Source organism: Limnochorda sp. LNt (assembly GCF_035593265.1).
GTDB classification, from domain to species: domain Bacteria; phylum Bacillota; class Limnochordia; order Limnochordales; family Geochordaceae; genus Geochorda; species Geochorda subterranea.
In genome coordinates, this window is the sequence record NZ_CP141614.1 from 220,709 (window position 1) to 241,801 (window position 21,093).

Consider the following 21,093-nt stretch of genomic DNA (forward strand, 5'->3'; position numbering starts at 1 on the left):
GGCGCCATGATACCTCCTGGGACCCCGTTCCGAAAGGGATGTTTGCCCTCTCGTGCGAACTTCGGTGGGCAAGACCGACCTCCTGGGGATGTGACCTTGAAGAGCATTGCCGCCTTTCGTGGCCTCCGGTACGACCCGGCTCGCGTCCACCGTCTGGATGACGTCCTGGCCCCTCCGTACGACGTGGTGGGCCGTCAGCACGTCGAGGCGTACCTCGCGCGCAGCCGCTACAACGTGCTGCAGCTCGACCTGGGGGTGGCCGACCCCACCGACCCGGTGCCGGGCCGGTGGGAGGAGGTGGCCCACCGCTTCCGTGGATGGATCGATGACGGCGTCCTGGTGGCCGACCCCCGGCCCTCCGTCTATGTCTTTCGCCATCGCTATCATCTCCCCGACGGACGGCCCGGTGCCCTGACGGCCGTCTTCGTCGGGTTGCGGGCCGGTCCGGGAGGATCCAAGGCTGCCATGGGCCACGAGCGCACCGTCGCGGCGGTCCGGGGCGACCGCCTCGAGCAGCTCCGGCGCTGCGCCGCCCAGTTCAGCCCCATCCTGGCGCTGGTCTCCGACCCCGAGCGGCGATTCCAGCGGGCCCTGGAGGAGGCCACCTCCGGCGGGCCCGACGTCGAGGCCGAGGCGCCGACCGGGGGAGAGCTGGCGGTGTGGGTCTGCCCCGCGGAGGCACCAGACGGGCGGCGGGTGCTGGAGGAGCTGAGCCGGGCCCTCGAGCGCAGTCCCGCCGTCATCGCGGACGGGCATCACCGGTTCGAGGCCGCCAGCCAGTACGCCGAGGAGCAGGCCCGGCTGGCCTCTCCCGGGGCGCGCCGCCGGGAGGGCCTCTACGTCCTCACCGCCGTGGCCTCGCTGGAGGGGGGAGGCCTCGCCATCCTGCCGGTGCACCGGGTGGTGGGACCTCCTTCGGCCGTCGAGCCGTTGCGCATGGCCCTGCACGAGCACCTCATGCCCCTCCACGACGACGAGGTGCCCGCGTCGCTGCGATCGGCGCTGCAGCGGGAGGCGGCCGACCCCGCACAGGCGGCCGCGAACGTCGCCGCGCTCCGGCAGGCCTTGAGTCGTCCGGTCTTCGCCGCTTGGTGGGGCGGGGGCCGCGTCGACTACCTGGCCGTGCCCGCCAAGGTGACGCAACGTGCGGGCTCGTCTCGACCCGAGTACCCCGGCGTGGCCGGGGACATCACCATCCTGCACCGGGGGCCCCTGGCCGAGTGGCGACCGTCCGCCCAGGCCGTGGTGGACGGGGCCGGGGCCGATGAGAGCCGCTGGGTGCGGTACACCTCCGACGCCCGGGAGGCGGCCGCCGCCGTGGACCGGGGTGAGGCCGCCGCCGCCGTGCTGCTGGCCCCCGTGGGGCTGGCCGAGGTGCAGGAGGTGGCCCAGGCCGGCAAGAAGATGCCGGAGAAGTCCACGTACTTCTATCCCAAGCTGATCAGCGGGCTGGTGCTGCAGGATCTCCGGCTGCCCGTCGAGGCGTGGCCACCCGACCCGGCGTAGCTGCAGAGCAGGGGGTCGACGACGTGGAGAAGTTCGCCGGCGAAGCCCTCACCTTCGACGACGTGCTGCTGGTACCGGGAGAGTCCGACGTGCTGCCCCGGGAGGTCGACGTCACCACCCGGTTCTCCCGGCGCATCCGGCTCAACGTCCCCCTGGTGAGCGCTGCCATGGACACGGTCACCGAGGCTCGCATGGCCATCGCCCTGGCCCGGGAGGGGGGCATCGGGGTCATCCACAAGAGCCTCTCCATCGAGGCCCAGGCGGGCGAGGTCGACAAGGTCAAGCGCTCGGAGAGCGGGATCATCGTGGATCCCATCTCCCTGAGCCCGCAGCACACCCTGCGTGACGCCCTGGCCGTCATGGCCCGCTATCGCATCTCGGGCGTGCCCATCACCGATCCGGACGGCCGGCTGGTCGGCATCATCACCAACCGGGACCTCAAGTTCGAGGAGGACCTGGATCAACCCATCGGCCAGGTGATGACCCGCGAGGGGCTCGTCACCGCACCGGTGGGCACCAGCCTGGACGAGGCCCGGCGCATCCTGCACCGTCACCGCATCGAGAAACTGCCCCTGGTGGACGATCAGTTTCGCCTCAAGGGCCTCATCACCATCAAGGACATCGAGAAGGCCCGCAAGTACCCCAACGCCGCCAAGGATGCCAAGGGTCGGCTGAGGGTGGCGGCGGCAGTGGGCGTCGGCCCCGACACCATGGAACGGGTGGCCGCGCTGGTGGCGGCGGGAGTCGACGCCGTCGTCATCGACTCCGCCCATGGCCATTCCCGGCGGGTCATCGCCATGTGCGAGCGGCTCAAGTCCGAGTTCGGCCAGCGGGTCGACGTGGTGGCCGGCAACGTGGCCACGGCGGAGGGGGTACGGGCCCTGGTGGAGGCCGGGGCCGACGCGGTCAAGGTGGGCGTGGGCCCGGGCACCATCTGCACCACGCGGGTCGTCACCGGTGTCGGGGTGCCGCAGCTGACCGCAGTCTGGGAGTCGTACCAGGAGGCGGCCCGTCACGACGTCCCCCTCATCGCCGACGGCGGGATCCGCTACTCGGGCGACATCACCAAGGCCCTGGCGGCCGGCGCGGACGCGGTCATGATCGGCAGCCTCTTCGCCGGCACCGACGAGAGCCCCGGCGAGGTGGAGATCTACCAAGGGCGGCGCTTCAAGGTCTACCGGGGCATGGGGTCGCTGGGTGCCATGCGCGAGGGGTCGGGCGACCGCTACGGATACGAGCCCGACGCCAAGCCGGTGCCGGAGGGCATCGAGGGCCGGGTGCCCTACCGGGGGCCGGTGGCCGAGATGGTCTACCAGCTGGTCGGCGGGCTGCGGGCCGGCATGGGGTACTGCGGTGCCCGTACCATCGCGGAGCTGCGCAGCCGCGGGCGCTTCATCCGGGTCACCCCCGCCGGGGTGCGCGAGAGCCACCCGCACGACGTCCAGATCACCAAGGAGGCGCCCAACTACTGGACGCCGTGACGGGGCGGCGCGAGCTGTCGTGGGCCCTCGGCTCGATCGCTGCCCTGTTCCTGGTCGCCTCGGGGCTCGGTGGCCTGGCGGCCGTCACCCTCGGGATGAGGCGGCCGGCCGCCGACGTGGCGGCCGCGTGGATGCTGCAGCTGGTGGTCGGCGCGCTGGGGCTGGCGGGCCGCCGGCGGCTGCGGCGCCTGGGCGATCCCGGTGAGCAGCCGTTGCCGGTCCGGGCCCGGCTGCGCTCACTGGTGGGCGGCCTCTGGTTTGGGGCGGTGCTGGTGGCGGCTCAGGCCGCCGTCAACGCCGTGGTGATGCAGGCGGCCCGTCTGGCGGGATGGGAGGAGACGGTGCGCCGCATCGGGCTCGCCGAGCAGCGCTCGCTCATGGGCCTGCTCTTCGGCACGGGCGGTGTCTGGCTGGCGGCCCTGGTGGTCTTGCTGGTCGCCGTCGCCCCCGTGGTGGAGGAGACCTTCTTTCGCGGCTACCTCTATCGTCTGCTGCGCGGCCCCGGTCGGGTGGCGCCGCTGCCGGCGGCCGCGACCTCCGCGGTGGCCTTCGCAGGACTCCATGCCTACCTGGTGCACCTGCCGGCTCTATGGGTGGTCGGGGTGCTGCTGGCGCTCTGGTACGAGCGTCACGGCCGCCTCAGCGCCGCGGTAGGCGCTCACATGGGTGCCAATCTGCTGACCCTGGCGCTGGTGCTGACGGGCGGCATGGCGCCGGCATGAGGCGGCCGGCGGCGGCCGCCTGTCCCGACCTGGTGGATGCTTCCTCTCCCGACCGCCTCGGGCGCGCCCCGCCGGGGGGCACGCTAAGGGGTGGTCGGGGGGCGACTGACGACATGCCTTGCTTCCAGTGCCCGCACTGCGGACGGCGCCACGTGGTGCGCCCGCTCGACGTCGAAGAGGGCGGGCGCTGCCCTTGCGGTGCGCGCTACTCGGTCGCCATGTCCACGGAGGAGCCCGCGGACGGCGTCGCCCGGGACGACGGGGCGGGTCCGTCCACCTGGGTGATGGACCGGGACGGGTCGGTCTACGAGGTGCGCTTCCACCCGTAGTCAGATGCGCTGCATCTGCTCGACGTGGAGCACCCAGACGATGGCGCCGCCCACCTCGACCTCGATGGGCAGCGGGGCGCTCCCCGGCATCTCGGCCACGGGCTGGGGGATGAGGCGCTGGCGCCGCATGCAGGTCGAGCGCACGATGGCGAGCACGGCATCGACCTGCTCGTCGGGCACGCCGACCAGCAGGGTCGTGTTGCCCTCCAGCAGGAAGCCTCCCGTGCTGGCCAGCCGCGTCACGCCGATCTGGGCGCGGTTGAGCGCATCCATGAGCGGTCGGCTGTCGCTGTCGTCGACGATGATGATGAGGAGCTTCACCCGCGACCCCTTCCGGTCTGTCCCCTCTGCCGCTCGGTGATTCCGCGCCGGCCGCTCCATCCCTGCTGGCGCCGCTGCGATGGCGCCTCCAGGCCCCGGCAGGAACGCGCGGGCCCCCCGCGGAATGAGGCCGCACTGTGGGGCCAGGAGCCTTCCCGAGGTTGCAGCGAGATAGAGGTGAGCGTCGACGGTGATCCTCAACGACCGGGAGATCGCGCGGCTGGCTCGCGAACACGGCATGATCGAGCCCTTCGTGCCGCAGCAGGTGCGCGTGCTGGACGAGGGCACCCCCGGCGAGCGCCGGGTCATCTCGTACGGGTTGTCCAGCTTCGGCTACGACCTGCGGGTGGCGCGGGAGTTCAAGATCTTCACCAACGTCAACAGCTCCGTCGTGGACCCCAAGCACTTCGACCCCAAGGCCTTCGTCGACTTCGAGGGCGACGTCTGCATCATCCCGCCCAACTCGTTCGCGCTGGCCCGGTCCATGGAGTACTTCCGCATCCCCGAGGACGTGGTCTGCATCACGCTGGGCAAGTCGACCTACGCCCGGTGCGGCATCATCGTCAACATCACCCCCGCGGAGCCGGGCTGGCGGGGGTATCTCACCATCGAGATCAGCAACACCACGCCCCTGCCCGCCCGCATCTACGCCGGCGAGGGCATCGCCCAGATGCTCTTCCTGCGGGGGGAGCGGCCCGACGTCACCTACGCCACCCGGCAGGGCAAGTACCAGGACCAGCAGGGCATCGTGCTCCCCAAGGTGTGAAGGGACGGAGCGCCATGCTCAAGGGACGCGTGGACTTGCGCAGCGATACCGTCACCGAGCCCACCGACGAGATGCGCCGCGCCATGTACGAGGCGGAGGTGGGTGACGCCGCCCGGGGCGACGACCCCACCGTCCGGCAGCTCGAGGAGGAGGCGGCCGCCATCCTGGGCAAGGAGGCGGCGCTTTTGGTGCCGAGCGGCACCATGGGCAACCTGGTGGCCATGCTCACCTGGGTGCGCCGGGCCGAAGAGATCATCGCCGACTGGCGGGCCCACATCGTGCAGTCGGAGGCGGGCGGGCTGGGCGGCGTCGTGGGGGCCATGGTGCGCACCATCGTCACCGACGACGGCATCCTGCGGCCCCGCGCCATCGAGGAGGCCATCCGGGCCCCGAGCGTGCTGGCGCCGCGCACGGCCCTGGTGGCCATCGAGGAGACCCACAACTTCGCCGGCGGCACCGTCTGGCGCGTGGAGGAGGTCGACGCCGCCGCCGAGGTGGCCCATCGCCACGGCATCCCGGTCCACATGGACGGGGCGCGCCTCTTCAACGCGGCGGTGGCCCTGGGGGTGCCGGCGGCACGGATCGTGCAGGCCGTCGACTCGGTGATGTTCTGCCTGTCCAAGGGGCTATCGGCGCCCATCGGCAGCGTGCTGGTCGGCAGCCGCGACTTCATCGAGGAGGCGCGCCGGCGCCGGCAGATGGTCGGGGGCGCCATGCGCCAGGCGGGAGTCATCGCGGCGGCGGGGATCGTCGCGTTGCGCACCATGATCAGCCGCCTGGCGGAGGATCACGCCCGGGCGCGGGCCCTGGCGGAGCGGCTGGCGGGCACGCCGGGCATCCGGGTGTCGCCGCCGCCGGTCACCAACATGGTCATGGTGGACGTGGCCGGCACGGGACTGAGCGCCGCCGAGTTCGGCAAGCGACTCGCCGAGGGCCACAACGTCTGGGCGCTACCCGTCGGCCCCTCCGTGCTCCGGTTGGTCACCCACCGGCACGTGGACGATGAGGACGTGGAGCGAGCCGCGCAGGCCATCCGGGCAGTGGCGCAGTCCCGGGCTGCCTAGGGGCCGGCGTCTGCGCTCACGGGATCCAGCGGGCCATCGGGCGGACGAGCCGCACGATCCACGGGGCGAGACTGAGCAGGGCCAGCGACGCGGCCAGAAGCCGGTGGTCCTGCAGATCCGGCTCGGTGGCCGTCCGGGACCAGCAGAAGAGGCGGAGCCAGGGTGCCTGGCTCCGCCTCTCGTTCGAAGGCGAGGGGGTCAGACGCCGGGCAGGACGATGACCTGGCCCGGGAGGAGGTTGTACGGGTCGATGCCCGGGTTGGCGGCCAGGATGGCCTGCCAGTCGACGCCGTAGCGTCTCCCGATGAGGTAGAGGGTGTCACCGGGCCGCACGGTGTAGCTGCGGCCCTGACCGGGTCGGGTGCCGGAGGGGAGGACGAGTACCTGACCCGGCATCAGCCACCAGGCGTCGATGCCAGGGTTGGCGGCCATCAGGGCATCCAGGCTGAGGCCGTAGCGCTGGGCGATGAGCCAGAGCGTGTCGCCCGGCTGTACCACGTAGGTGCTGCCCCCCGGCGGCGCGGAACCCGACGGGATGACGATGGACTGCCCGGGGATCAGGTTGTAGGGATCGAGGCCGGGGTTGGCGGCCAGGATGGCCTGCCAGCTGATGCCGTAGCGCAGGCCGATGAGGTAGAGGGTGTCGCCCGTCTGCACGACGTAGCGGCTGCCCTGCGGTGGCTCCTGGCCCGGCGGCTGCTCGCCAGGGGGCTCGCCGCCCGGCGGCCGCGTACCGCCGCCCAGGATCTCCTCCACCACGTCCCAGAGCGCAGGGTCCTCGAAGCCCAGCCGCCACAGCGCCATGCCCCCGAGGTCGTGGCGGCCGATGAGCTGGAGCTTGTAGCGCGCGCTTTCGGCGTTCTCGAAGTAGACGACGCGGGTCACGCCGTTCTCCGCGTAGCTGAAGTAGGGTACCTGCGCGCCCGCGTCCCACAGGATCGGGACACCCTTCTGCTGAGCCAGGCGGACGGCGTCGCTGGCCTTGAGCATGGTCGCCATGCCGCCCGTCGAGGGCCAGTCGTAGCCGTAGCCGGCGATCCCGACCAAGAGCTTGTGGGTCGGGATGGTCTGGGAGGCGTAGCGCACCACGTCGCTCACCCAGGGCATGGAGGCGATGGGCCCGGCCCCCGAGGTGATCCAGTGCTCGTCGTAGGTCATCAGGACGACCTGATCGACGACCTGGCCAATGGCCCGGTAGTCGAAGGCCCCGCTCCAGCCGTTGTTGGGATCGTCCCAGGTCTTGGCCGGGACGGCGATGCTCAGGGTCGCTCCGCTGGGGCGAAGCCGCTCGGCCAGACGCTGTAGGAACTGTGTGAAGAGCTGGCGTTGCGCGGGGTCCACGTTTTCGAGGTCGATCTGCACCCCGTCGTACCCCGCTTCGGTCACCAGGCGCGTGATCTGGTCCAGCGCGCGGGCCTGCGCCGTGGCGTTGGTCAGGATGGACGAGACGACCCCCCGGTCGAATCCACCCCAGTAGTTGTGGATCACGGCCTGCACCTCGATGTTGCGCTGGCGCGCCAGATCCATCAAGGCGTGGTCCATCTCGCCGGAGACGTTGCCCTGGGCGTCGATGCGGTAGAGAAACGCTCCGACGGTGTTGACGGGCGTCGCGGTCAGCAGCGAGTTGAACGCGGTCCTGTCACCTGGATAGTCGACTGGATAGTAGCCGTAGATGATCGGGGGCGTCCCCTGGGCCGCCGATGCCGGTGGCGAGTGGTATGGCACGGAAATGGCAACGATGGCGATTGCGACCAAGAGAGCCGTCAACTCGAGGCGCCGCATTGAACTCCTCCTTTTTGGGATTGGGTCTACAACGGAGGAATTCAAAGCGTTCGTTTCCATGCCTTTAGTAGATCGATGGCGCGATTGGCAACGGCGAGGGGAGGGTGGTAGCCCGTGGGATACTTGACAGGCCTGGCTCGTATGGGTTGGCCGGGAGGGTCGTGGTACAAGTGGCAAGGTGGAGGAGCCGTCGCCGGTTGCTCTGGCTGGCGCTAGCGGCGGTCGTGGCACTCGCTGCCGCGTGGGGCGTCGTGCGGGGCACCCGCCAGGGCTATCCCGACGCGGAACTCCGACGCTTGTTGCAACAAGCCCAGACTTTCCAGGACAACCTCCGCATCGCGCTGGAGCCGGCCTTCAAGCCGATGGCGGTCGCCTTCGTGCGGGATCGATACGGCTCACCCGGGATCGACGTCGCGATCCGCAGCATCTCCGTGCGAGACGACGGGCGCTTTCCCGTCATCGTCGAGGTCCTGGGGGGCTCGCAGGGGGTCTACCGGCAGGAGAAGTTCCTCTTCTGGTGGGACCGCGACCGTTGGGACATGCGGTACGTGGAGGGGGACCTGTAGCAGGGGCGTCGCATCTCACCGGCGGGGAGCCTCGGGTACGCCCTCCGGGCGGGGCGGCGCCCCGGGGTTGGGGAAGCTCCCCCACCACTCGACGATGCCCTCGGCCACCAGTTCGGCCGCGGTCTGTCGGTTCTCTGCCTTGAGGATCCATTGGAGGTCGGCCCAGTTGCTCAAGAAGACCACCTCCACCACCGCATGGGGCAGGGCCAGCCGGTCCATGTAGAGCCCGTTGACGGCGAAGGGCGGCGCCGACTCGGGCAGCACCCGGGTCAGCTGTCCGTAGACGGCCTCGGCCAGACGCCGGCTCTCCTCGACGTGCTCGGCGGCCGGCCCCACCTCCGAGTAGACGACCGTCGTGCCGCGGTCCGACGGATCCGGCGAGGCATTGAGGTGAATGCTAACGTAGAGATCCGCCCCCGGCTGGCTCGCCTGGGGACGAAGCCGCCGGAGGTTGAGCGCGAAGTAGCTGCGGTCCCGATTGGTCTGCTCCCCGTCCCCGTTGTAGTCCGGAGGCTCCTGATCGCCCTCCCGGGTCAGGTGCACCTCGACGCCGCGAGCCGAGAGGGCCCCTGCCAGACGGCGCGCGATGTCCAGGGCGAGCGGGTCCTCGTGGACGTCGGCCCAGCGGTTGTACGCCCCGGTGTAGCTGCGGTGCAGGGAGCTCCACCCGTGGCCGGCATCCACCACCACGACGGGAGGGCGCGGCCTCAACCGTGGCGCCGCCGAAGGGGGCAGCGCCGCCAGCGCGATCCCTACCCACGCGGTGAGTGCCAACAAACGCCTGCTACCCAGAACGGCCGGTCATCCCGTGCGAAGCCTATGCCTGGCCGCTCGACGGGAGACCGCGATAGAGCGCAGCGAGGGTCCAGGCGGCGAGGTGCAGGTCCAGCCGGCGCCGGTGCCGCAGCGCCACCAGGCTCACCCCACCGGCGGCATAGGCGGCGAGCGCGGCAGGGTGTGCCAGGGCCTCGATGGTCAGGGCGATCCAGCGGTACACGTCGAAGGCCAGGGTGACGCCCAGAAGCCCGCTGCCCATGACGTAGACCAGCGTGGCCAGCGTGAGGGCCAACCGGCGGCGGGTCGCGCCGACGGCGACGGAGGCTGCGGCGACGAGGCCCGACTCCCAGGCGGCCCCTCTCAGCGTCTCTCGGGCCAGGCGCCGGACGCACGACTCGACGGAGCCGCAGACGAGGGCCTGGTGGGCCGCGGCGCAGAGGATGGACTGAAACCGCTGGGGCATCGGCAGCGCCTCGGGGACTCCGTAGACGGCCCCCAGCGTCTCGACCAGCTCCGAGGCGAGTCCCTCCAGTCCCCGGCTGCCCTGCCGCCCATTGAGGCGGCCCTGCAGGGCGTGCAGATAGCGCACTCGCAGCGAGACGCCCCGAAGCGTCTGCAGCGCCGAGGCTTGCCGGCGCCACTCAGCCTGGAAGCGGCGAGCGGCTGTCGCGGGGCGGCGGGTACCTTCCGCCAGGTACCGGATGAGACGCCCTGCCGTAGCCGTCTCGAGCAGCGCCACGAGGGAAGCCAGCTCGTCGTCGGGCATCCGAGCGAGGGCGCCGATCAGGCTGCGTGCCACCTCGGTCGACTGTCCCGGCTGTCCACCCCGGGAGCGGCCACCTCGCCCGGTCTCCGCCGGTGCCCCCCCGAGGGCCTGGTCGAGGGAGTGGGCGAGCATGGGGTCGTACCGGGGGAGCGCGAGACGGTAGGCCCGGAGCACCTCCGGGCAGGGTGGGCTTCCCCAGACACGCACGGCCGAAGACGTTGCCCGCCTCGTGATCCTGCACCACCTGCTCCGACGCAAGGGTCGTACCAGGGGATGCGGGGGCGGGCCCGTCGGCCATGCGAGGCCAGTGCTAACTTAAGGAACCCGGGACCAGCTGAGCGACGGGAGTGACGCGCTTGACGTAACGCCACATGTAAGTTACGTTTACACCGAGGAACCTCCTCGGGAGGTGATGCCATTGGTCCTGCAGAGGTTTACGGCCAGGGCCAAGCGGATCATCGAGAATGCCGTCGACGAGGCCCGGCGTCGGGGAGAGCCGGTCGGGCCCCTACACCTGCTGCTGGCCCTGGCACGAGACGAGACGTCGGCCGCAGCTCGCGCCCTTCGGGAGGCGGGCGTGACGCCCGAGGCGGTCGCTGGCCACCTGGTCGAGCCGGCAGACGGCACCGCCCTGCGCAAGGAGCCCCCCTTCGACCCCGAGGGCAAGCGTGTACTCGAGCGAGGCGCCCGGTGGGCCAAGGAGCTCCGGCACCCGTACATCGGTGCCGAGCACGTGCTGCTGGCCCTGCTGGATGACGGCGCCGCGGCCGCCGCGGACGTGTGGCGGGCTCTCGGCGTCGACGTGGCCCGTCTACGGGAGCGGCTCCTCGCTCAGCCACCCGAACCGGAGGAGCGTCCGGGTCACAAGACGCAAGTCTCGTGGGTCTTCTGGCGCTCCGGGAGCGAGAGCCGTGACTGGGTCGTCAGCGTGCGGCTGGACGCCCCCACCCTGACCGCGGTGGACGCACTGGTGCGGGCCGGCGTGGCCAAGAGCCGGTCGGAGGCGGTCTTCATGCTGTGCCGCAAGGGGATCGAGGCTCACCGCGAGCTCTTCGAGCGGCTCGCGGAGAAGATGGCCTCCGTGGCGGAGCTAGAGGAGGAGATGCGGCGCATCTTCGCAGGAGACGGAGGCGAAACCTGATAGAAAAGAGAGATGGTGCCGAAGGGGGGATTTGAACCCCCACGGGCGTTACGCCCACTGCGCCCTGAACGCAGCGCGTCTGCCAGTTCCACCACTTCGGCACCGTACGATCCGGTGGCACCGCGGATCCTAGCACGGGACCCCGGCGCCCGTCAACAGCAATGGGAGGGCCACCGCCACCCGCCGTCGGCCGTCGCGAAGGGATGGCCGACGTGACCGCCTAATCGACTCCGTGCAGGGTCCCGGCGACGGACCGGACGAAGGAGCGCCTCGAGCATGCTGCGGCCCAAGGTCGAGGCCATCGTGGCCCTCTTCCAGGAGGACGGGCTCCGCACGCCGCTCGCCGCGGTGGTCGAGACCGTGCTGCTCCTGGTGGGCCCCGGTGCCACCTTCCTGACGGGCCGACGGGGCCGGCTCATGGCCGTCGCCCTCTCGCCGGGGGTCTCCCCCCACCCGCTGGACGCGCAGGCGCTCGAGGCCGGCACGCTGCCCGACCACCTGGCCGCTGCCTTCCTGCGGATCGATGCTCCCATCGCCGGCCCCGAGGCCGACGCGGTCGTCGGGGTCTCCCACAGCGCGGTGCTGCCGGTGCGGGTCGCGGGCCGGCGGCTCGGCACCCTGCTGATGATACGGCCCCGCGCACCCTTCGATGAGGAGGACCTGGTCGTGGGCCAGGTCGCCGCCCTGGGCGCGGGGCTCGTCGTAGGCGCGGCCGTCAGCGAGGAGGGCGGCCAGGCCGAAGAGCGCCAGCGTGCCCGCATCGCCGTCCGGAGCCTCTCTTACTCGGAGGCGGTGGCGGTGCATCGCCTCCTGGACGCGCTGGAAGGCGACGAGGGGCTGCTGGTGACGAGCCGGATCGCCGATCAGGCCGGCATCACGCGCTCCATCGTCGTCAACGCGTTGCGCAAGCTGGCCTCCGCCAGCGTCATCGAGGCCCGTTCCCTGGGCGCCAAGGGTACGTATCTGCGAGTGCTCAACCGCGAGCTCCGCCGGGAACTGAGTCGCCAGCGCCTGCCCCACTTCGCCGCTCACGGGATGCACCGCCGGACTTGAAGAGGCGCCCCCGCACCACAACGGGCCGCCGGTAACGGGCGTTGATGGCGTCCACCAGCCGGTCGACCTCGTCGGGCTCTCGACGGCCGGCGTCGTCCCAAAGCTGCCCTTGCTCCAGCCGGGTCAGCGACTCCACCCCCACCCCGAGGAGCCTGAAGCCGCCCGGCCTCGGGGGCAGGCGCCGCAGCAGCCGGCGCGCCGTCTCCAGGAGCGTGGCGTCGTCGGCCGCGGGGCGGCCCAGCGTCGTGCGTCGGGTCACCGTCACGAAGTCGGGATAGCGGGCCTTGAGTACCACGGCCTGGGCCCACCACCCCTCGGCCCTCAGCCGGCGGCCCACCTCCGCGCACAGCTCCGTCAGCCGGGCCACGACCTGGTCCGCGCGCTCGACATCGTGCTCGAAGGTCTGCTCGGCGCTGATGGAGCGGGCCTCCTGCCGTGGCTGGACGGGGCGCAGGTCGATGCCGTGGGCGAACTCGTACAGCACCTGCCCCAGCCGCCCCAGGTGGGAGCCGAGGAACGATCGAGACCGTGCCCGCAGATCGGCCACCGTGGTGATGCCCAGTCGACGCAGGCGCTCGCCGGTGCGAGGCCCGACGCCCGGCAGGCGCTCGACGGGCAACGGCGCCAGGACGCGGTCGACGTCGCCGGGCTCGATCACCATGAGCCCGTCGGGCTTGGATAGCTCGGAGGCCAGCTTGGCCAGCAGCTTGTTGGGGGCGATGCCCACCGTGGCGGTGAGGCGCTGGGCCGTGACGATGCGCTCCTTGATGGCTCGCCCCAGGGCCTCCAGGCTGGGGAAGCGGGCCCGGTCGGCCGTCATGTCGAGGTAGGCCTCGTCGATGGAGACGGGCTCCACGAGGGGGCTGAACTCGTGGAGGATCGCCAAGACCGCCTCCGAGACCTCCCGGTAGAGGCCGTGGCGGGCCGGGATGAAGATGCCGTGCGGGCAGAGCGCGACCGCCCGCCGGATGGGCATGGCCGACCGCACGCCGTACCGGCGAGCCTCGTACGAGGCCGTGGCGACCACGCCGCGCCGGCTCTCCCGGCTCCCTCCCACGATGACGGGCTTGCCAGCCAGCTCGGGACGCTCCCGGACCTCGACCGCCGCGAAGAACGCGTCCATGTCGACGTGCACGATCACGCGTTGGCCGGTGCGCCGGTCGGCCGGGCTGGCGATCATGCGTTCGCTACCCCCGATGCTATAATGAGCCCGAGATCCGTCGGGCGGCAAGGGGAGATGGTCCACATCGAGCGAGCGCGTCCGGCTCTCTGGCCCCAGGGGCGGGCCTACTTGATAGCGTGTTCGGAGGACGAAGATCTGACCACGTCCCTGGAGGAGCTGGCCGATCTGGCGCGGGCCGCAGGCGCCGAGGTGGTCGGCGTCATGGTGCAGCGGGAGCCCGTGCCCGACTCGGCCCTCTACTTCGGCCGGGGCAAGGCGGAGGAGCTCCAGACAGCGGCCCTGACGGCCCGCGCCACGCTGGTGGTCGCCGACGACGAACTCGCTCCCACCCAGCGACGCAACCTGGAGCGTGTCGTGGGGCTGCCGGTGCTCGACCGCACCCAGGTGATCCTCGACATCTTCGCGCAGAGGGCGCGCTCCCGGGAGGGCAAGCTGCAAGTCGAGCTGGCCCAGCTCACCTACCTGCTGCCGCGGCTCACCGGGTGGGGGCAGACCCTCTCCCGGCTCGGCGGCGGCATCGGCACCCGAGGCCCCGGTGAGACGCGGCTCGAGTACGATCGGCGGCGCATCAAGCGGCGCATCGCGGAGCTGCGCCGTCAGATCGCCGAGGTGGCCCGGCACCGGGAGCAGCACCGCCGAGGCCGCGCGGCCCTGGAGATGCCCGTCGTGGCGCTGGTGGGTTACACCAACGCGGGCAAGTCGACGCTTCTCAACGCTCTGTCGGGATCCCAGGTCAGCGCCAAGGACCGGCCGTTCGAGACCCTGGACCCGACGGTGCGCCGGGTCTACCTGGCCGAGGGTTCCCACTGCCTGATGACCGACACGGTGGGTTTCATCAAGAAGCTGCCGGCGCACCTGGTCGCGGCGTTTCGGGCCACCCTGGAGGAGGTGACCCGGGCCGACTTGCTGGTGCACGTGGTCGACGCGAGCCGCCCCGACGTGGAGCGTCAGATGCAGGCCGTCTTCGAGACGCTGGAGGAGATCGGCGCGGCGACCCGGCCCGTCGTGCTGGTCTTCAACAAGATCGACCGGGCCGAGGGGGCCTCCCTGCGCGCGTTGCTCGACCGGTACCCGCAGGCCATCCCCGTCTCCGCCCTCTACCGTACCAACCTGGATCGGCTGCGGGAGGCCATCTCGGAGGCCTTGCGCGCCGAGGAGGAGGTGCTCGAGCTGGTCATCCCGTATTCGGAGTCGCGGCTGTTGTCCCTGCTCTACCGACGGGGCCGGGTCATCGAGCAGGCCTACCTCGACGACGCGATCCGGGTACGGGTGGCACTGCCCGAGAGCTTTGCGGGTCGGCTGGCCGCCTACGAGCCGGCCGTGACGGCGACGGGCCTGGCGGTGCCGGCGAGGCGGCGGGCCGGCGCCGCGGGGAGCCGGTCCGCGTGGCGTCGGGCATACTTCACCGGGGCGGATGCCGGCCGACCCGACGAGGTGCATGGGGCATGAGCGACCGCTTCTACTACGGTGGGCAAGCCGTGCTCGAAGGGGTCATGATGCGAGGCCGCAACGGCTATGCGGTGGCGACCCGCTCGACCTCGTGCGGCATCCAGGTGTCGCGTCACCCGGGCGAGCCTTGGGTGCGGCGGGCCCGTCCCCTGGGCTGGCCCATGGTACGGGGCGTCGTGGCCATGGCCGAGGCGCTGGTCATCGGCTATCGGGCCCTCAACGCGTCGGCGGATCGTCTCCTGGCCGAGGAGGCCGAGCTCGGGGGCTCTCCCCCGGGCAAGACGTCGGCGTCCGTCAGGCTGATGGAGGCGGCCAGCCTCGTGCTGGGCATCGCCCTGGCGGTCGGCCTCTTCGTGCTCCTGCCGGCGGCGGCGGCGCGCTGGCTGCAGCCCCACGTATCATCCTCCCTGGCCCTCAACCTGGCCGAGGGCGCCATCAAGGCCGGGCTGTTCGTAGCGTATGTGTGGGCCATCGGCTTCTTGCCGGACATGGCTCGGGTCTTTGCGTACCATGGGGCGGAGCATAAGGCCATCAACTGCTACGAGGCAGGCTGGCCCCTGGACGTGGCGCACGTGCGGCGTGCCAGCCGCATCCATCCCCGATGCGGCACCAACTTCCTCTTCCTGGTGGTCCTGGTGAGTGTCGTGGTCTTCTCCGTGGTGACGAGCTTCACCGGGCATCCCCCGTTGCTGGAGCGGGTGGCCGTCCATCTGCTGATCCTGCCGCTCGTGGCGGGGGCGGCCTACGAGCTGATCCGGGCGGCGGGGCGCCCCTCGGCGCCTTGGTGGGTGCGGGGCCTGGCGAGGCCCGGCATGTGGCTGCAGCGGTTGACCACCCGCGAGCCCGACGACGCCCAGGTGGAGGTGGCCATCGCCGCACTCGAGGCGGTGCTGGAGCGCGACGGGGTGTCGCCGCGGCCGGCCGCGTCCGAGCAGACGGCGGGCCAGCTCGCGGTGGTCGGGTGAGAGCATGTTGCCTTCGCACGCCGATCTGGAGCGACGGCTGGCGGCCGTCGAGGAGCGATACGACGAGCTGACCCGGCGACTGGCCGACCCCGGTCTGGCCTCGGACCCGGCGGAGTTGCGCAAGGTGGCCCAGGCCCATGCCCGCACGGGCGAGATCGTCGAAAGCTGGCGGGAGTACCGGAGGGTGAGGGAGGCCATCCGGGAGACGCGATCTCTCCTGGAGGAAGGCCCGGTCGACGGCGAGCTGCGGGAGCTGGCCGAGGCCGAGATCGAGGCCCTGGAGCGCCGGCGTGAGGAGATCGAGCGGCAGCTGTGGATCATGCTGCTACCCCGCGACCCCCACGACGACCGCAGCGTCATCGTGGAGATACGGGCCGGCACAGGGGGCGAGGAGGCCGCGCTCTTCGCGGCCGACCTCTTCAGGATGTACACCCGCTACGCCGAGCGACGAGGCTGGAGGACCGAGCTCATCGCCGCCAATCCCACCGAGCTGGGGGGATTCAAGGAGGTGGTCTTCTCCGTCACGGGGGAGGGCGCCTTCAGCCGGCTCAAGTACGAGCGGGGCGTCCACCGGGTCCAGCGGGTCCCGGTGACGGAGGCGTCGGGTCGCATCCACACCTCCACCGCCACCGTGGCGGTCCTGCCCGAGCCAGAGGAGGTGGAGGTGCAGATCCGGCCCGAGGAGCTCGAGATCGACGTCTTCCGCGCCAGCGGCCACGGCGGCCAGCACGTCAACACCACCGACTCGGCGGTGCGTATCACCCACAAGCCGACCGGCATCGTCGTCACGTGCCAGGACGAGCGCTCCCAGCTCAAGAACCGTGAGCGTGCCATGAAGGTGCTGCGGGCCCGGCTCTACGACATGATGCTCCGGGATCAGGAGCAGCGCCTGGCGCGGGAGCGGCGCTCCCAGGTCGGCACGGGGGAGCGCAGCGAGCGCATCCGCACCTACAACTTCCCGCAAAACCGCGTGACCGACCACCGCATCGGGCTCACGGTGCACCGCCTGGATGCGGTGCTGCAAGAGGGCGACCTGGACGAGTTCATCGACGCCCTCATCCTCGACGAGCAGTCGCAGCGCCTGGCCGCCATGCAGGTATGAGGGGCGGGGGGCTCCCGCATGAGAGGCGCCACCGACCGTGCCCCCCGCGTCGCCGTCGACTTCTTGCGGCTGGCCGAGCCCTACCTGGCCCGGCACGGCTGCCCCAGCCCGCGGCTGGATGCCGAGGTGCTGCTGGCCCACGTGCTGGGCACCTCCCGCCTCGAGCTGTACACCCGCCTCGATCAGCCCCTGGAGCCCGACGAGGTCGACGCCTACCGGGAGGCGCTGCGCCGGCGGGCCAATCGGGAGCCCGTGGCCTACATCGTGGGCTACCGCGAGTTTTACGGGCTGCGCTTCGGGGTGGATCGGGCGGTGCTGGTGCCTCGCCCCGAGACCGAGTACCTGGTGGAGCTGGCGTTGCGAGCGTGGCAGGGGCGGGAGGGTGCCGGGAGCGGCGCCCGCGCCGGAGGGGCGCGCTTCGTCGACGTGGGCACCGGCAGCGGTGCCCTGGCGGTGACGCTGACGGCGAGGGTCGCCGACTGGGAGGGCATCGGGAGCGACGTCTCCCCGGCGGCACTGGCCTGCGCTCGCGACAACGCCCGCCGTCACCAGCTCCTCGACCGGCTCGCCTGGGTGCGGGGCGACGCCCTGTCCTGGGCGGGCGACGAGACCTTCGACCTGGTGGTCGCCAATCCGCCCTATGTCCCCACCGATACCCTGGATGGCCTCGCCCCCGAGATCCGTCGGTACGAGCCTCGCCTGGCTCTCGACGGGGGACCTGACGGGCTGTCGGTGGCGCGCCGGGTGGCAGAGGGAGCCGCTCGGGTCTTGCGCGCGGGCGGGCTGCTGGCGATGGAGCTGGGCAGCGCCGACCAGGCCCGCGATCTGGCGGCGTGGCTGAGGAGCCATGCGGCGTCCACGCTGGCACGCGTCGCGCCAGTGCGGGATCCGGTCAGCGGCACGCCGGCACTGCTGGCCCAAAGGCCTGGCACGGGGCCGCTCGCATGGCCTGCGACGCCTGCGGAGGAGTTGGCGGGGCCGTGAGGACCCGAGTGGTCCGGGTGGATCCCGACAGGCCCGACCCGGCGGTGCTGGCCGAGGCGGGGGCGGCCATCCGGGAGGGCCAGCTCGTCGCGTTCCCCACCGAGACGGTTTACGGGCTGGGAGCTGATGCGCTCGACGAGCGGGCGGTGCGGCGCATCTTCGAGGCCAAGGGCCGGCCGGCGGACAACCCCCTCATCGTGCACGTGGCCACTCGGGAGGACGTCCTGCGACTGGCCCACCCGGACCCCCAGGGACGCTGGGAGTCACTGGCGCGCCGATTCTGGCCGGGCCCGCTGACGCTGATCTTGCCGAGCCGCCCGGTGGTGAGCCCTGCCGTCACGGCAGGGCTCTCCACGGTGGCCGTCCGCATGCCGGCCCATCGGGTGGCCCTGGGCCTCATCGAGGCAGCGGGGCGACCCATCGCCGCGCCCAGCGCCAATCGCTCGGGGCGCCCCAGCCCGTCGACCGCCCGCCACGTCATCGAGGACCTGGCCGGCCGGATCGAGTGGATCCTCGACGGCGGGCCGACAGGGGTCGGGGTGGAGTCGACGGTGTTGGACCTGACGGGCGATCGGCCGGTGGTGCTGCGGCCCGGCGGCCTCAGCCTGGAGCAGCTGCAGGAGACGTTGGGTGACGTGGCCCTGCACCGGCACGAGATCGATCCGGGGGAGGTGCCCCGTTCGCCCGGCTTGAAGTACCGGCACTACGCGCCGGAGGCTCCGGTGGTGGTGCTGGAGGGCACGCCCCGGGCCGTCGCCGAGGCCATCCGTCGGCGCCTCGCGGAGATCGGGCCCTCGGGGACGACCCCGCTGGGGCTCTTCGTCTCCGACGAGACGCTGTCGCTCCTGGATGGGCAAGGGGTGCTGCCCGCTCCGGGCGTGCGGGTGAAGCGGGCAGGGGCGCGGCACGATCTGGAGGGGATCGCCCGGCGGCTCTTCGGCGCGTTGCGCGAGCTGGATCGGGCCCGCCCGGCGCTGATCCTGGCCGAGGCCGTCGACGAGCGGGGGATCGGCATCGCGGTCAACAACCGCCTCAAGAAGGCCGCTGCAGGGCGGGTGGAGCGTTGCGTCGAGCCGCCTTGATGAAGAGGCCTTCGTGTCCGGTGAACTGGCAGACGCAGCACCGGACGTCCATGGCAGGGCGATCCCCGCGGGACAGCGGCAGCAGCTCGTCGGCGGCGTAGAGCACCTGTCCGGTAGCGGGGTCCTTCTGGACCTCCTGGACGAAGTGGAAGATGAGCTCGAATCGGCTCCGGTTGCCCTGGCAGCCGGGGCACAGGTAGGGACGCTGGTGATCCATGACGTCGTTCACTCCCGAGCCCGATGGCGTGGATAGCATGCCCCAGACGGCAGGGCGAGGCGGGGAGGCCTCGCCGGGCGGGGCCATCCTCTTCGTCTGCTCGGGCAACACGTGCCGCAGCCCGCTGGCGGCTGCTCTCTTCCGCAAGGCATGGCGCGAGAAGGGAGGTGCCGTGCCCCTCGAGGCCGAGTCGGCAGGGTTGAGCGCCCGAGACGGAGAACCGGCCAGCCAGCAGGCCCGGCAGGTAGCGCAGGAATGGGGCGTCGACCTCGCCTCGCATCGCGCACGCCTGCTGACCCGTGAGCGGCTGGTGACGGCCCGACTGGTCCTGACCATGACGGAGGACCACAAGCGGCGGGTGCTGGCCATGGCGCCGGAGATGGCGGGGCGGGTCTATACGCTGGGGGAGTATGCGGGGTCCCCGCGCGACGTGGAGGATCCCTTCGGTCAGGAGCTCGAGCGATACCGTGCGACGGCACGCGAGCTGGAGTCGCTGACCCGTCTGGCGGCGAGCCGCCTGGAGCGGGAGAGCCGGCAGGCCAGCGGGGTCCGTGCGGTCGCCGTGGGTTGGGACCATGCCGGGCGGCTCCTGCGCGACGCGGTAGTGGAGACCCTCCGCGAGGAGGGGTGGGTCGTCGAGGAGCACGGCCCGGCCGAGGGGGGGGCGGTCGACTACCCCGACGTGGCCCTGGAGGTGGCGCGGGCGGTGGCGGCCGGACGGGTCGCCTTCGGCGTGTTGATGTGCGGCACCGGCATCGGGATGAGCATCGCCGCCAACAAGGTGCGAGGGGTGAGGGCCGCGCTCTGCCACGACCCGTACTCGGCCCGCATGGCCCGAGCCCACAACGACGCCAATCTCCTGGCCATCGGGGGCCGGGTGGTGGGGCCCGCGGTGGCCGCCGAGGTGGTGAGGGCCTTCGCCCGGGGCAGCTTCGAGGGAGGGCGTCACGCCCGCCGGGTCGACAAGATCGCGCGCATGGAGGACGGAGCGTGACGAGCGGGGAGGGGGGGCCGTCGTGGCGGCGGTGCATGTCATCGACCACCCATTGGTGCAGCACAAGCTGACCCTGTTGCGTGACGAGCAGACCGGCCCCAAGGAGTTTCGGGAGCTCCTCGAAGAGATCTCCATGCTGATCACCTACGAGGCCACTCGTGACTTCCCCGTCGAAGAGGTCCCCGTCCGGACGCCGTTGGAGGAGACCCGGGGGCGGTCGCTGAGCGGCAAGAAGGTGGCCGTGGTCCCCATCCTCCGGGCAGGCCTGGGGATGGTCGGCGGGATCCTGCGGCTGGTGCCGGCGGCGAAGGTAGGGCACGTCGGCATCTATCGAGACCCCGAGAGCCTGCGGCCGGTAGAGTACTACTGCAAGCTGCCCACCGACATCGCCGACCGGGACGTCATCGTCTGCGACCCCATGCTGGCGACGGGCGGCTCGGTGGTGGAGGCGGTGCGCTACGTCAAGAACCGTGGCGGGCGCAGCATCCGGGTGATGGCCCTCATCGCCGCGCCGGAGGGGTTGCGCCATCTGGAGCGACACCACCCGGACGTCGAGGTCTACCTGGCGGCCGTCGACGACCGCCTCGACGAGCACGGGTACATCCGGCCCGGTCTGGGCGACGCGGGCGATCGCCTCTACGGCACCCGCTGACCCGGCGGCGGTCGGCGGTGGCCGCCGGCCCTCGTCGGACGGGGTCGGCGGCGAGGGGGTGCAGCCGCGACGTGGAGGGGCACGTGCAGCTCATGATGGCGGCCGCGGTGGCGGCCTTTTTCGCGGTCCTGGTGACCGCACCGCCGGTGGCGCGGTGGGCCGAGCGGCGGGGCCTCCTGGATCGCCCCGGC

At 71.8% G+C, this 21,093-nt stretch carries 22 protein-coding genes and 1 tRNA gene; 16 read left to right on the forward strand and 7 right to left on the reverse strand.

Features of this window, described 5'->3' with window-relative positions:
* Positions 1-96 precede the first annotated feature (96 nt).
* The 4 genes from VLY81_RS01130 (at position 97) to VLY81_RS01145 (ending at position 4,038) form a co-directional block, all read left to right on the forward strand.
* Positions 97-1,506 (forward strand): DUF1015 domain-containing protein, encoded by a 1,410-nt coding sequence (locus VLY81_RS01130; RefSeq protein WP_324669187.1) that lies wholly within the window; start codon positions 97-99, stop codon positions 1,504-1,506.
* Positions 1,485-2,987 carry an IMP dehydrogenase gene (gene guaB / locus VLY81_RS01135; RefSeq protein ID WP_324669188.1) on the forward strand — a complete coding sequence of 501 codons (1,503 nt, stop codon included), beginning with the start codon at positions 1,485-1,487 and terminating at the stop codon, positions 2,985-2,987. Before VLY81_RS01130 ends, guaB begins: the two co-directional genes overlap by 22 nt.
* Positions 2,984-3,709 carry a CPBP family intramembrane glutamic endopeptidase gene (locus tag VLY81_RS01140; protein WP_324669189.1) on the forward strand — a complete coding sequence of 242 codons (726 nt, stop codon included), beginning with the start codon at positions 2,984-2,986 and terminating at the stop codon, positions 3,707-3,709. The genes guaB and VLY81_RS01140 overlap by 4 nt, the downstream gene beginning before the upstream one ends.
* A 113-nt stretch (positions 3,710-3,822) precedes the next feature.
* Positions 3,823-4,038, forward strand: coding sequence for a hypothetical protein (locus tag VLY81_RS01145; protein ID WP_324669190.1), 216 nt, complete (start codon positions 3,823-3,825; stop codon positions 4,036-4,038).
* Here the strand turns inward: VLY81_RS01145 and VLY81_RS01150 are convergent, their stop codons facing one another.
* The gene (locus tag VLY81_RS01150) at positions 4,039-4,359 is read right to left on the reverse strand and encodes a cyclic-di-AMP receptor (RefSeq protein ID WP_324669191.1); all 321 of its coding nucleotides are present in this window, start codon (positions 4,357-4,359) and stop codon (positions 4,039-4,041) included. It abuts the gene before it with no gap.
* A 190-nt stretch (positions 4,360-4,549) separates the two neighbouring features.
* Between VLY81_RS01150 and dcd the strand changes: the two genes are divergently transcribed.
* Both dcd and VLY81_RS01160 read left to right on the forward strand, forming a co-directional pair.
* Positions 4,550-5,125, forward strand: a complete 576-nt coding sequence (gene dcd, locus VLY81_RS01155) for a dCTP deaminase (protein WP_324669192.1) — start codon at positions 4,550-4,552, stop codon at positions 5,123-5,125.
* Between the two features lie 14 nt (positions 5,126-5,139).
* The gene (locus VLY81_RS01160) at positions 5,140-6,189 is read left to right on the forward strand and encodes a threonine aldolase family protein (RefSeq protein ID WP_405001272.1); all 1,050 of its coding nucleotides are present in this window, start codon (positions 5,140-5,142) and stop codon (positions 6,187-6,189) included.
* Positions 6,190-6,387: 198 nt separating this feature from the next.
* Here the strand turns inward: VLY81_RS01160 and VLY81_RS01165 are convergent, their stop codons facing one another.
* A complete protein-coding gene (locus tag VLY81_RS01165) occupies positions 6,388-7,914 on the reverse strand; it encodes a LysM peptidoglycan-binding domain-containing protein (RefSeq protein WP_324669194.1) in 1,527 nt (508 codons plus the stop codon).
* A 227-nt stretch (positions 7,915-8,141) separates the two neighbouring features.
* On the opposite strand from VLY81_RS01165, the gene VLY81_RS01170 reads away from it, so the two are divergent.
* Entirely contained in the window at positions 8,142-8,537 is a 396-nt protein-coding gene (locus VLY81_RS01170) for a hypothetical protein (protein ID WP_324669195.1), read from the forward strand.
* A gap of 15 nt (positions 8,538-8,552) precedes the next feature.
* On the opposite strand, the gene VLY81_RS01175 is transcribed toward VLY81_RS01170, so the two are convergent.
* Both VLY81_RS01175 and VLY81_RS01180 read right to left on the reverse strand, forming a co-directional pair.
* Entirely contained in the window at positions 8,553-9,311 is a 759-nt protein-coding gene (locus VLY81_RS01175) for an N-acetylmuramoyl-L-alanine amidase family protein (protein ID WP_324669196.1), read from the reverse strand.
* A 43-nt stretch (positions 9,312-9,354) separates the two neighbouring features.
* Positions 9,355-10,113, reverse strand: coding sequence for a hypothetical protein (locus VLY81_RS01180; protein ID WP_324669198.1), 759 nt, complete (start codon positions 10,111-10,113; stop codon positions 9,355-9,357).
* A gap of 385 nt (positions 10,114-10,498) precedes the next feature.
* Here VLY81_RS01180 and VLY81_RS01185 point away from each other — a divergent pair, with 385 nt between their 5' ends.
* Positions 10,499-11,221, forward strand: coding sequence for a ribbon-helix-helix domain-containing protein (locus tag VLY81_RS01185; protein ID WP_324669199.1), 723 nt, complete (start codon positions 10,499-10,501; stop codon positions 11,219-11,221).
* Positions 11,222-11,234: 13 nt separating this feature from the next.
* Here the strand turns inward: VLY81_RS01185 and VLY81_RS01190 are convergent.
* A tRNA-Leu gene (locus VLY81_RS01190) sits at positions 11,235-11,322 on the reverse strand.
* 175 nt (positions 11,323-11,497) lie between these two features.
* Here VLY81_RS01190 and VLY81_RS01195 point away from each other — a divergent pair.
* The gene (locus VLY81_RS01195) at positions 11,498-12,274 is read left to right on the forward strand and encodes a hypothetical protein (RefSeq protein ID WP_324669200.1); all 777 of its coding nucleotides are present in this window, start codon (positions 11,498-11,500) and stop codon (positions 12,272-12,274) included.
* Here VLY81_RS01195 and VLY81_RS01200 read toward each other — a convergent pair.
* Entirely contained in the window at positions 12,195-13,454 is a 1,260-nt protein-coding gene (locus tag VLY81_RS01200) for a DNA polymerase IV (protein ID WP_324669201.1), read from the reverse strand. The genes VLY81_RS01195 and VLY81_RS01200 overlap by 80 nt on opposite strands.
* A gap of 24 nt (positions 13,455-13,478) precedes the next feature.
* Here VLY81_RS01200 and hflX point away from each other — a divergent pair, with 24 nt between their 5' ends.
* The 5 genes from hflX to VLY81_RS01225 are packed head-to-tail and all read left to right on the forward strand — an operon-like array spanning position 13,479 to position 19,039.
* The gene (gene hflX / locus VLY81_RS01205; RefSeq protein ID WP_324669203.1) at positions 13,479-14,906 is read left to right on the forward strand and encodes a GTPase HflX; all 1,428 of its coding nucleotides are present in this window, start codon (positions 13,479-13,481) and stop codon (positions 14,904-14,906) included.
* Positions 14,903-15,871 (forward strand): DUF1385 domain-containing protein, encoded by a 969-nt coding sequence (locus VLY81_RS01210; RefSeq protein WP_324669204.1) that lies wholly within the window; start codon positions 14,903-14,905, stop codon positions 15,869-15,871. Before hflX ends, VLY81_RS01210 begins: the two co-directional genes overlap by 4 nt.
* Positions 15,872-15,875: 4 nt before the next feature.
* Positions 15,876-16,973, forward strand: coding sequence for a peptide chain release factor 1 (gene prfA / locus VLY81_RS01215; protein WP_324669205.1), 1,098 nt, complete (start codon positions 15,876-15,878; stop codon positions 16,971-16,973).
* 18 nt (positions 16,974-16,991) lie between these two features.
* Positions 16,992-17,957 carry a peptide chain release factor N(5)-glutamine methyltransferase gene (gene prmC, locus VLY81_RS01220; protein WP_324669206.1) on the forward strand — a complete coding sequence of 322 codons (966 nt, stop codon included), beginning with the start codon at positions 16,992-16,994 and terminating at the stop codon, positions 17,955-17,957.
* Positions 17,954-19,039, forward strand: a complete 1,086-nt coding sequence (locus VLY81_RS01225) for an L-threonylcarbamoyladenylate synthase (protein WP_324669207.1) — start codon at positions 17,954-17,956, stop codon at positions 19,037-19,039. The genes prmC and VLY81_RS01225 overlap by 4 nt, the downstream gene beginning before the upstream one ends.
* Here the strand turns inward: VLY81_RS01225 and VLY81_RS01230 are convergent.
* Complete coding sequence (locus VLY81_RS01230) at positions 18,990-19,256, reverse strand: hypothetical protein (RefSeq protein ID WP_324669208.1); 267 nt, start codon at positions 19,254-19,256, stop codon at positions 18,990-18,992. The genes VLY81_RS01225 and VLY81_RS01230 overlap by 50 nt on opposite strands.
* On the opposite strand from VLY81_RS01230, the gene rpiB reads away from it, so the two are divergent.
* Both rpiB and upp read left to right on the forward strand, forming a co-directional pair.
* Positions 19,255-20,250 (forward strand): ribose 5-phosphate isomerase B, encoded by a 996-nt coding sequence (gene rpiB / locus VLY81_RS01235; RefSeq protein WP_324669209.1) that lies wholly within the window; start codon positions 19,255-19,257, stop codon positions 20,248-20,250. The two genes, VLY81_RS01230 and rpiB, sit on opposite strands and share 2 nt — an antisense overlap.
* A 22-nt stretch (positions 20,251-20,272) precedes the next feature.
* Positions 20,273-20,902 carry a uracil phosphoribosyltransferase gene (upp, locus tag VLY81_RS01240; RefSeq protein WP_324669210.1) on the forward strand — a complete coding sequence of 210 codons (630 nt, stop codon included), beginning with the start codon at positions 20,273-20,275 and terminating at the stop codon, positions 20,900-20,902.
* The last annotated feature ends 191 nt before the right edge of the window (positions 20,903-21,093 follow it).

Excerpts from the sequence above, each read along its gene's own strand:
- VLY81_RS01160 (WP_405001272.1), top strand. The coding sequence starts at position 5,140 with ATGCTCAAGGGACGCGTGGACTTGCGCAGCGATACCGTCACCGAGCCC.
- VLY81_RS01195 (WP_324669200.1), top strand. The coding sequence starts at position 11,498 with ATGCTGCGGCCCAAGGTCGAGGCCATCGTGGCCCTCTTCCAGGAGGAC.
- VLY81_RS01230 (WP_324669208.1), bottom strand. The coding sequence starts at position 19,256 with ATGGATCACCAGCGTCCCTACCTGTGCCCCGGCTGCCAGGGCAACCGG.
- prmC (WP_324669206.1), top strand. The coding sequence starts at position 16,992 with ATGAGAGGCGCCACCGACCGTGCCCCCCGCGTCGCCGTCGACTTCTTG.
- hflX (WP_324669203.1), top strand. The coding sequence starts at position 13,479 with ATGAGCCCGAGATCCGTCGGGCGGCAAGGGGAGATGGTCCACATCGAG.
- prfA (WP_324669205.1), top strand. The coding sequence starts at position 15,876 with ATGTTGCCTTCGCACGCCGATCTGGAGCGACGGCTGGCGGCCGTCGAG.
- VLY81_RS01145 (WP_324669190.1), top strand. The coding sequence starts at position 3,823 with ATGCCTTGCTTCCAGTGCCCGCACTGCGGACGGCGCCACGTGGTGCGC.
- rpiB (WP_324669209.1), top strand. The coding sequence starts at position 19,255 with ATGACGTCGTTCACTCCCGAGCCCGATGGCGTGGATAGCATGCCCCAG.
- VLY81_RS01200 (WP_324669201.1), bottom strand. The coding sequence starts at position 13,454 with ATGATCGCCAGCCCGGCCGACCGGCGCACCGGCCAACGCGTGATCGTG.
- VLY81_RS01210 (WP_324669204.1), top strand. The coding sequence starts at position 14,903 with ATGAGCGACCGCTTCTACTACGGTGGGCAAGCCGTGCTCGAAGGGGTC.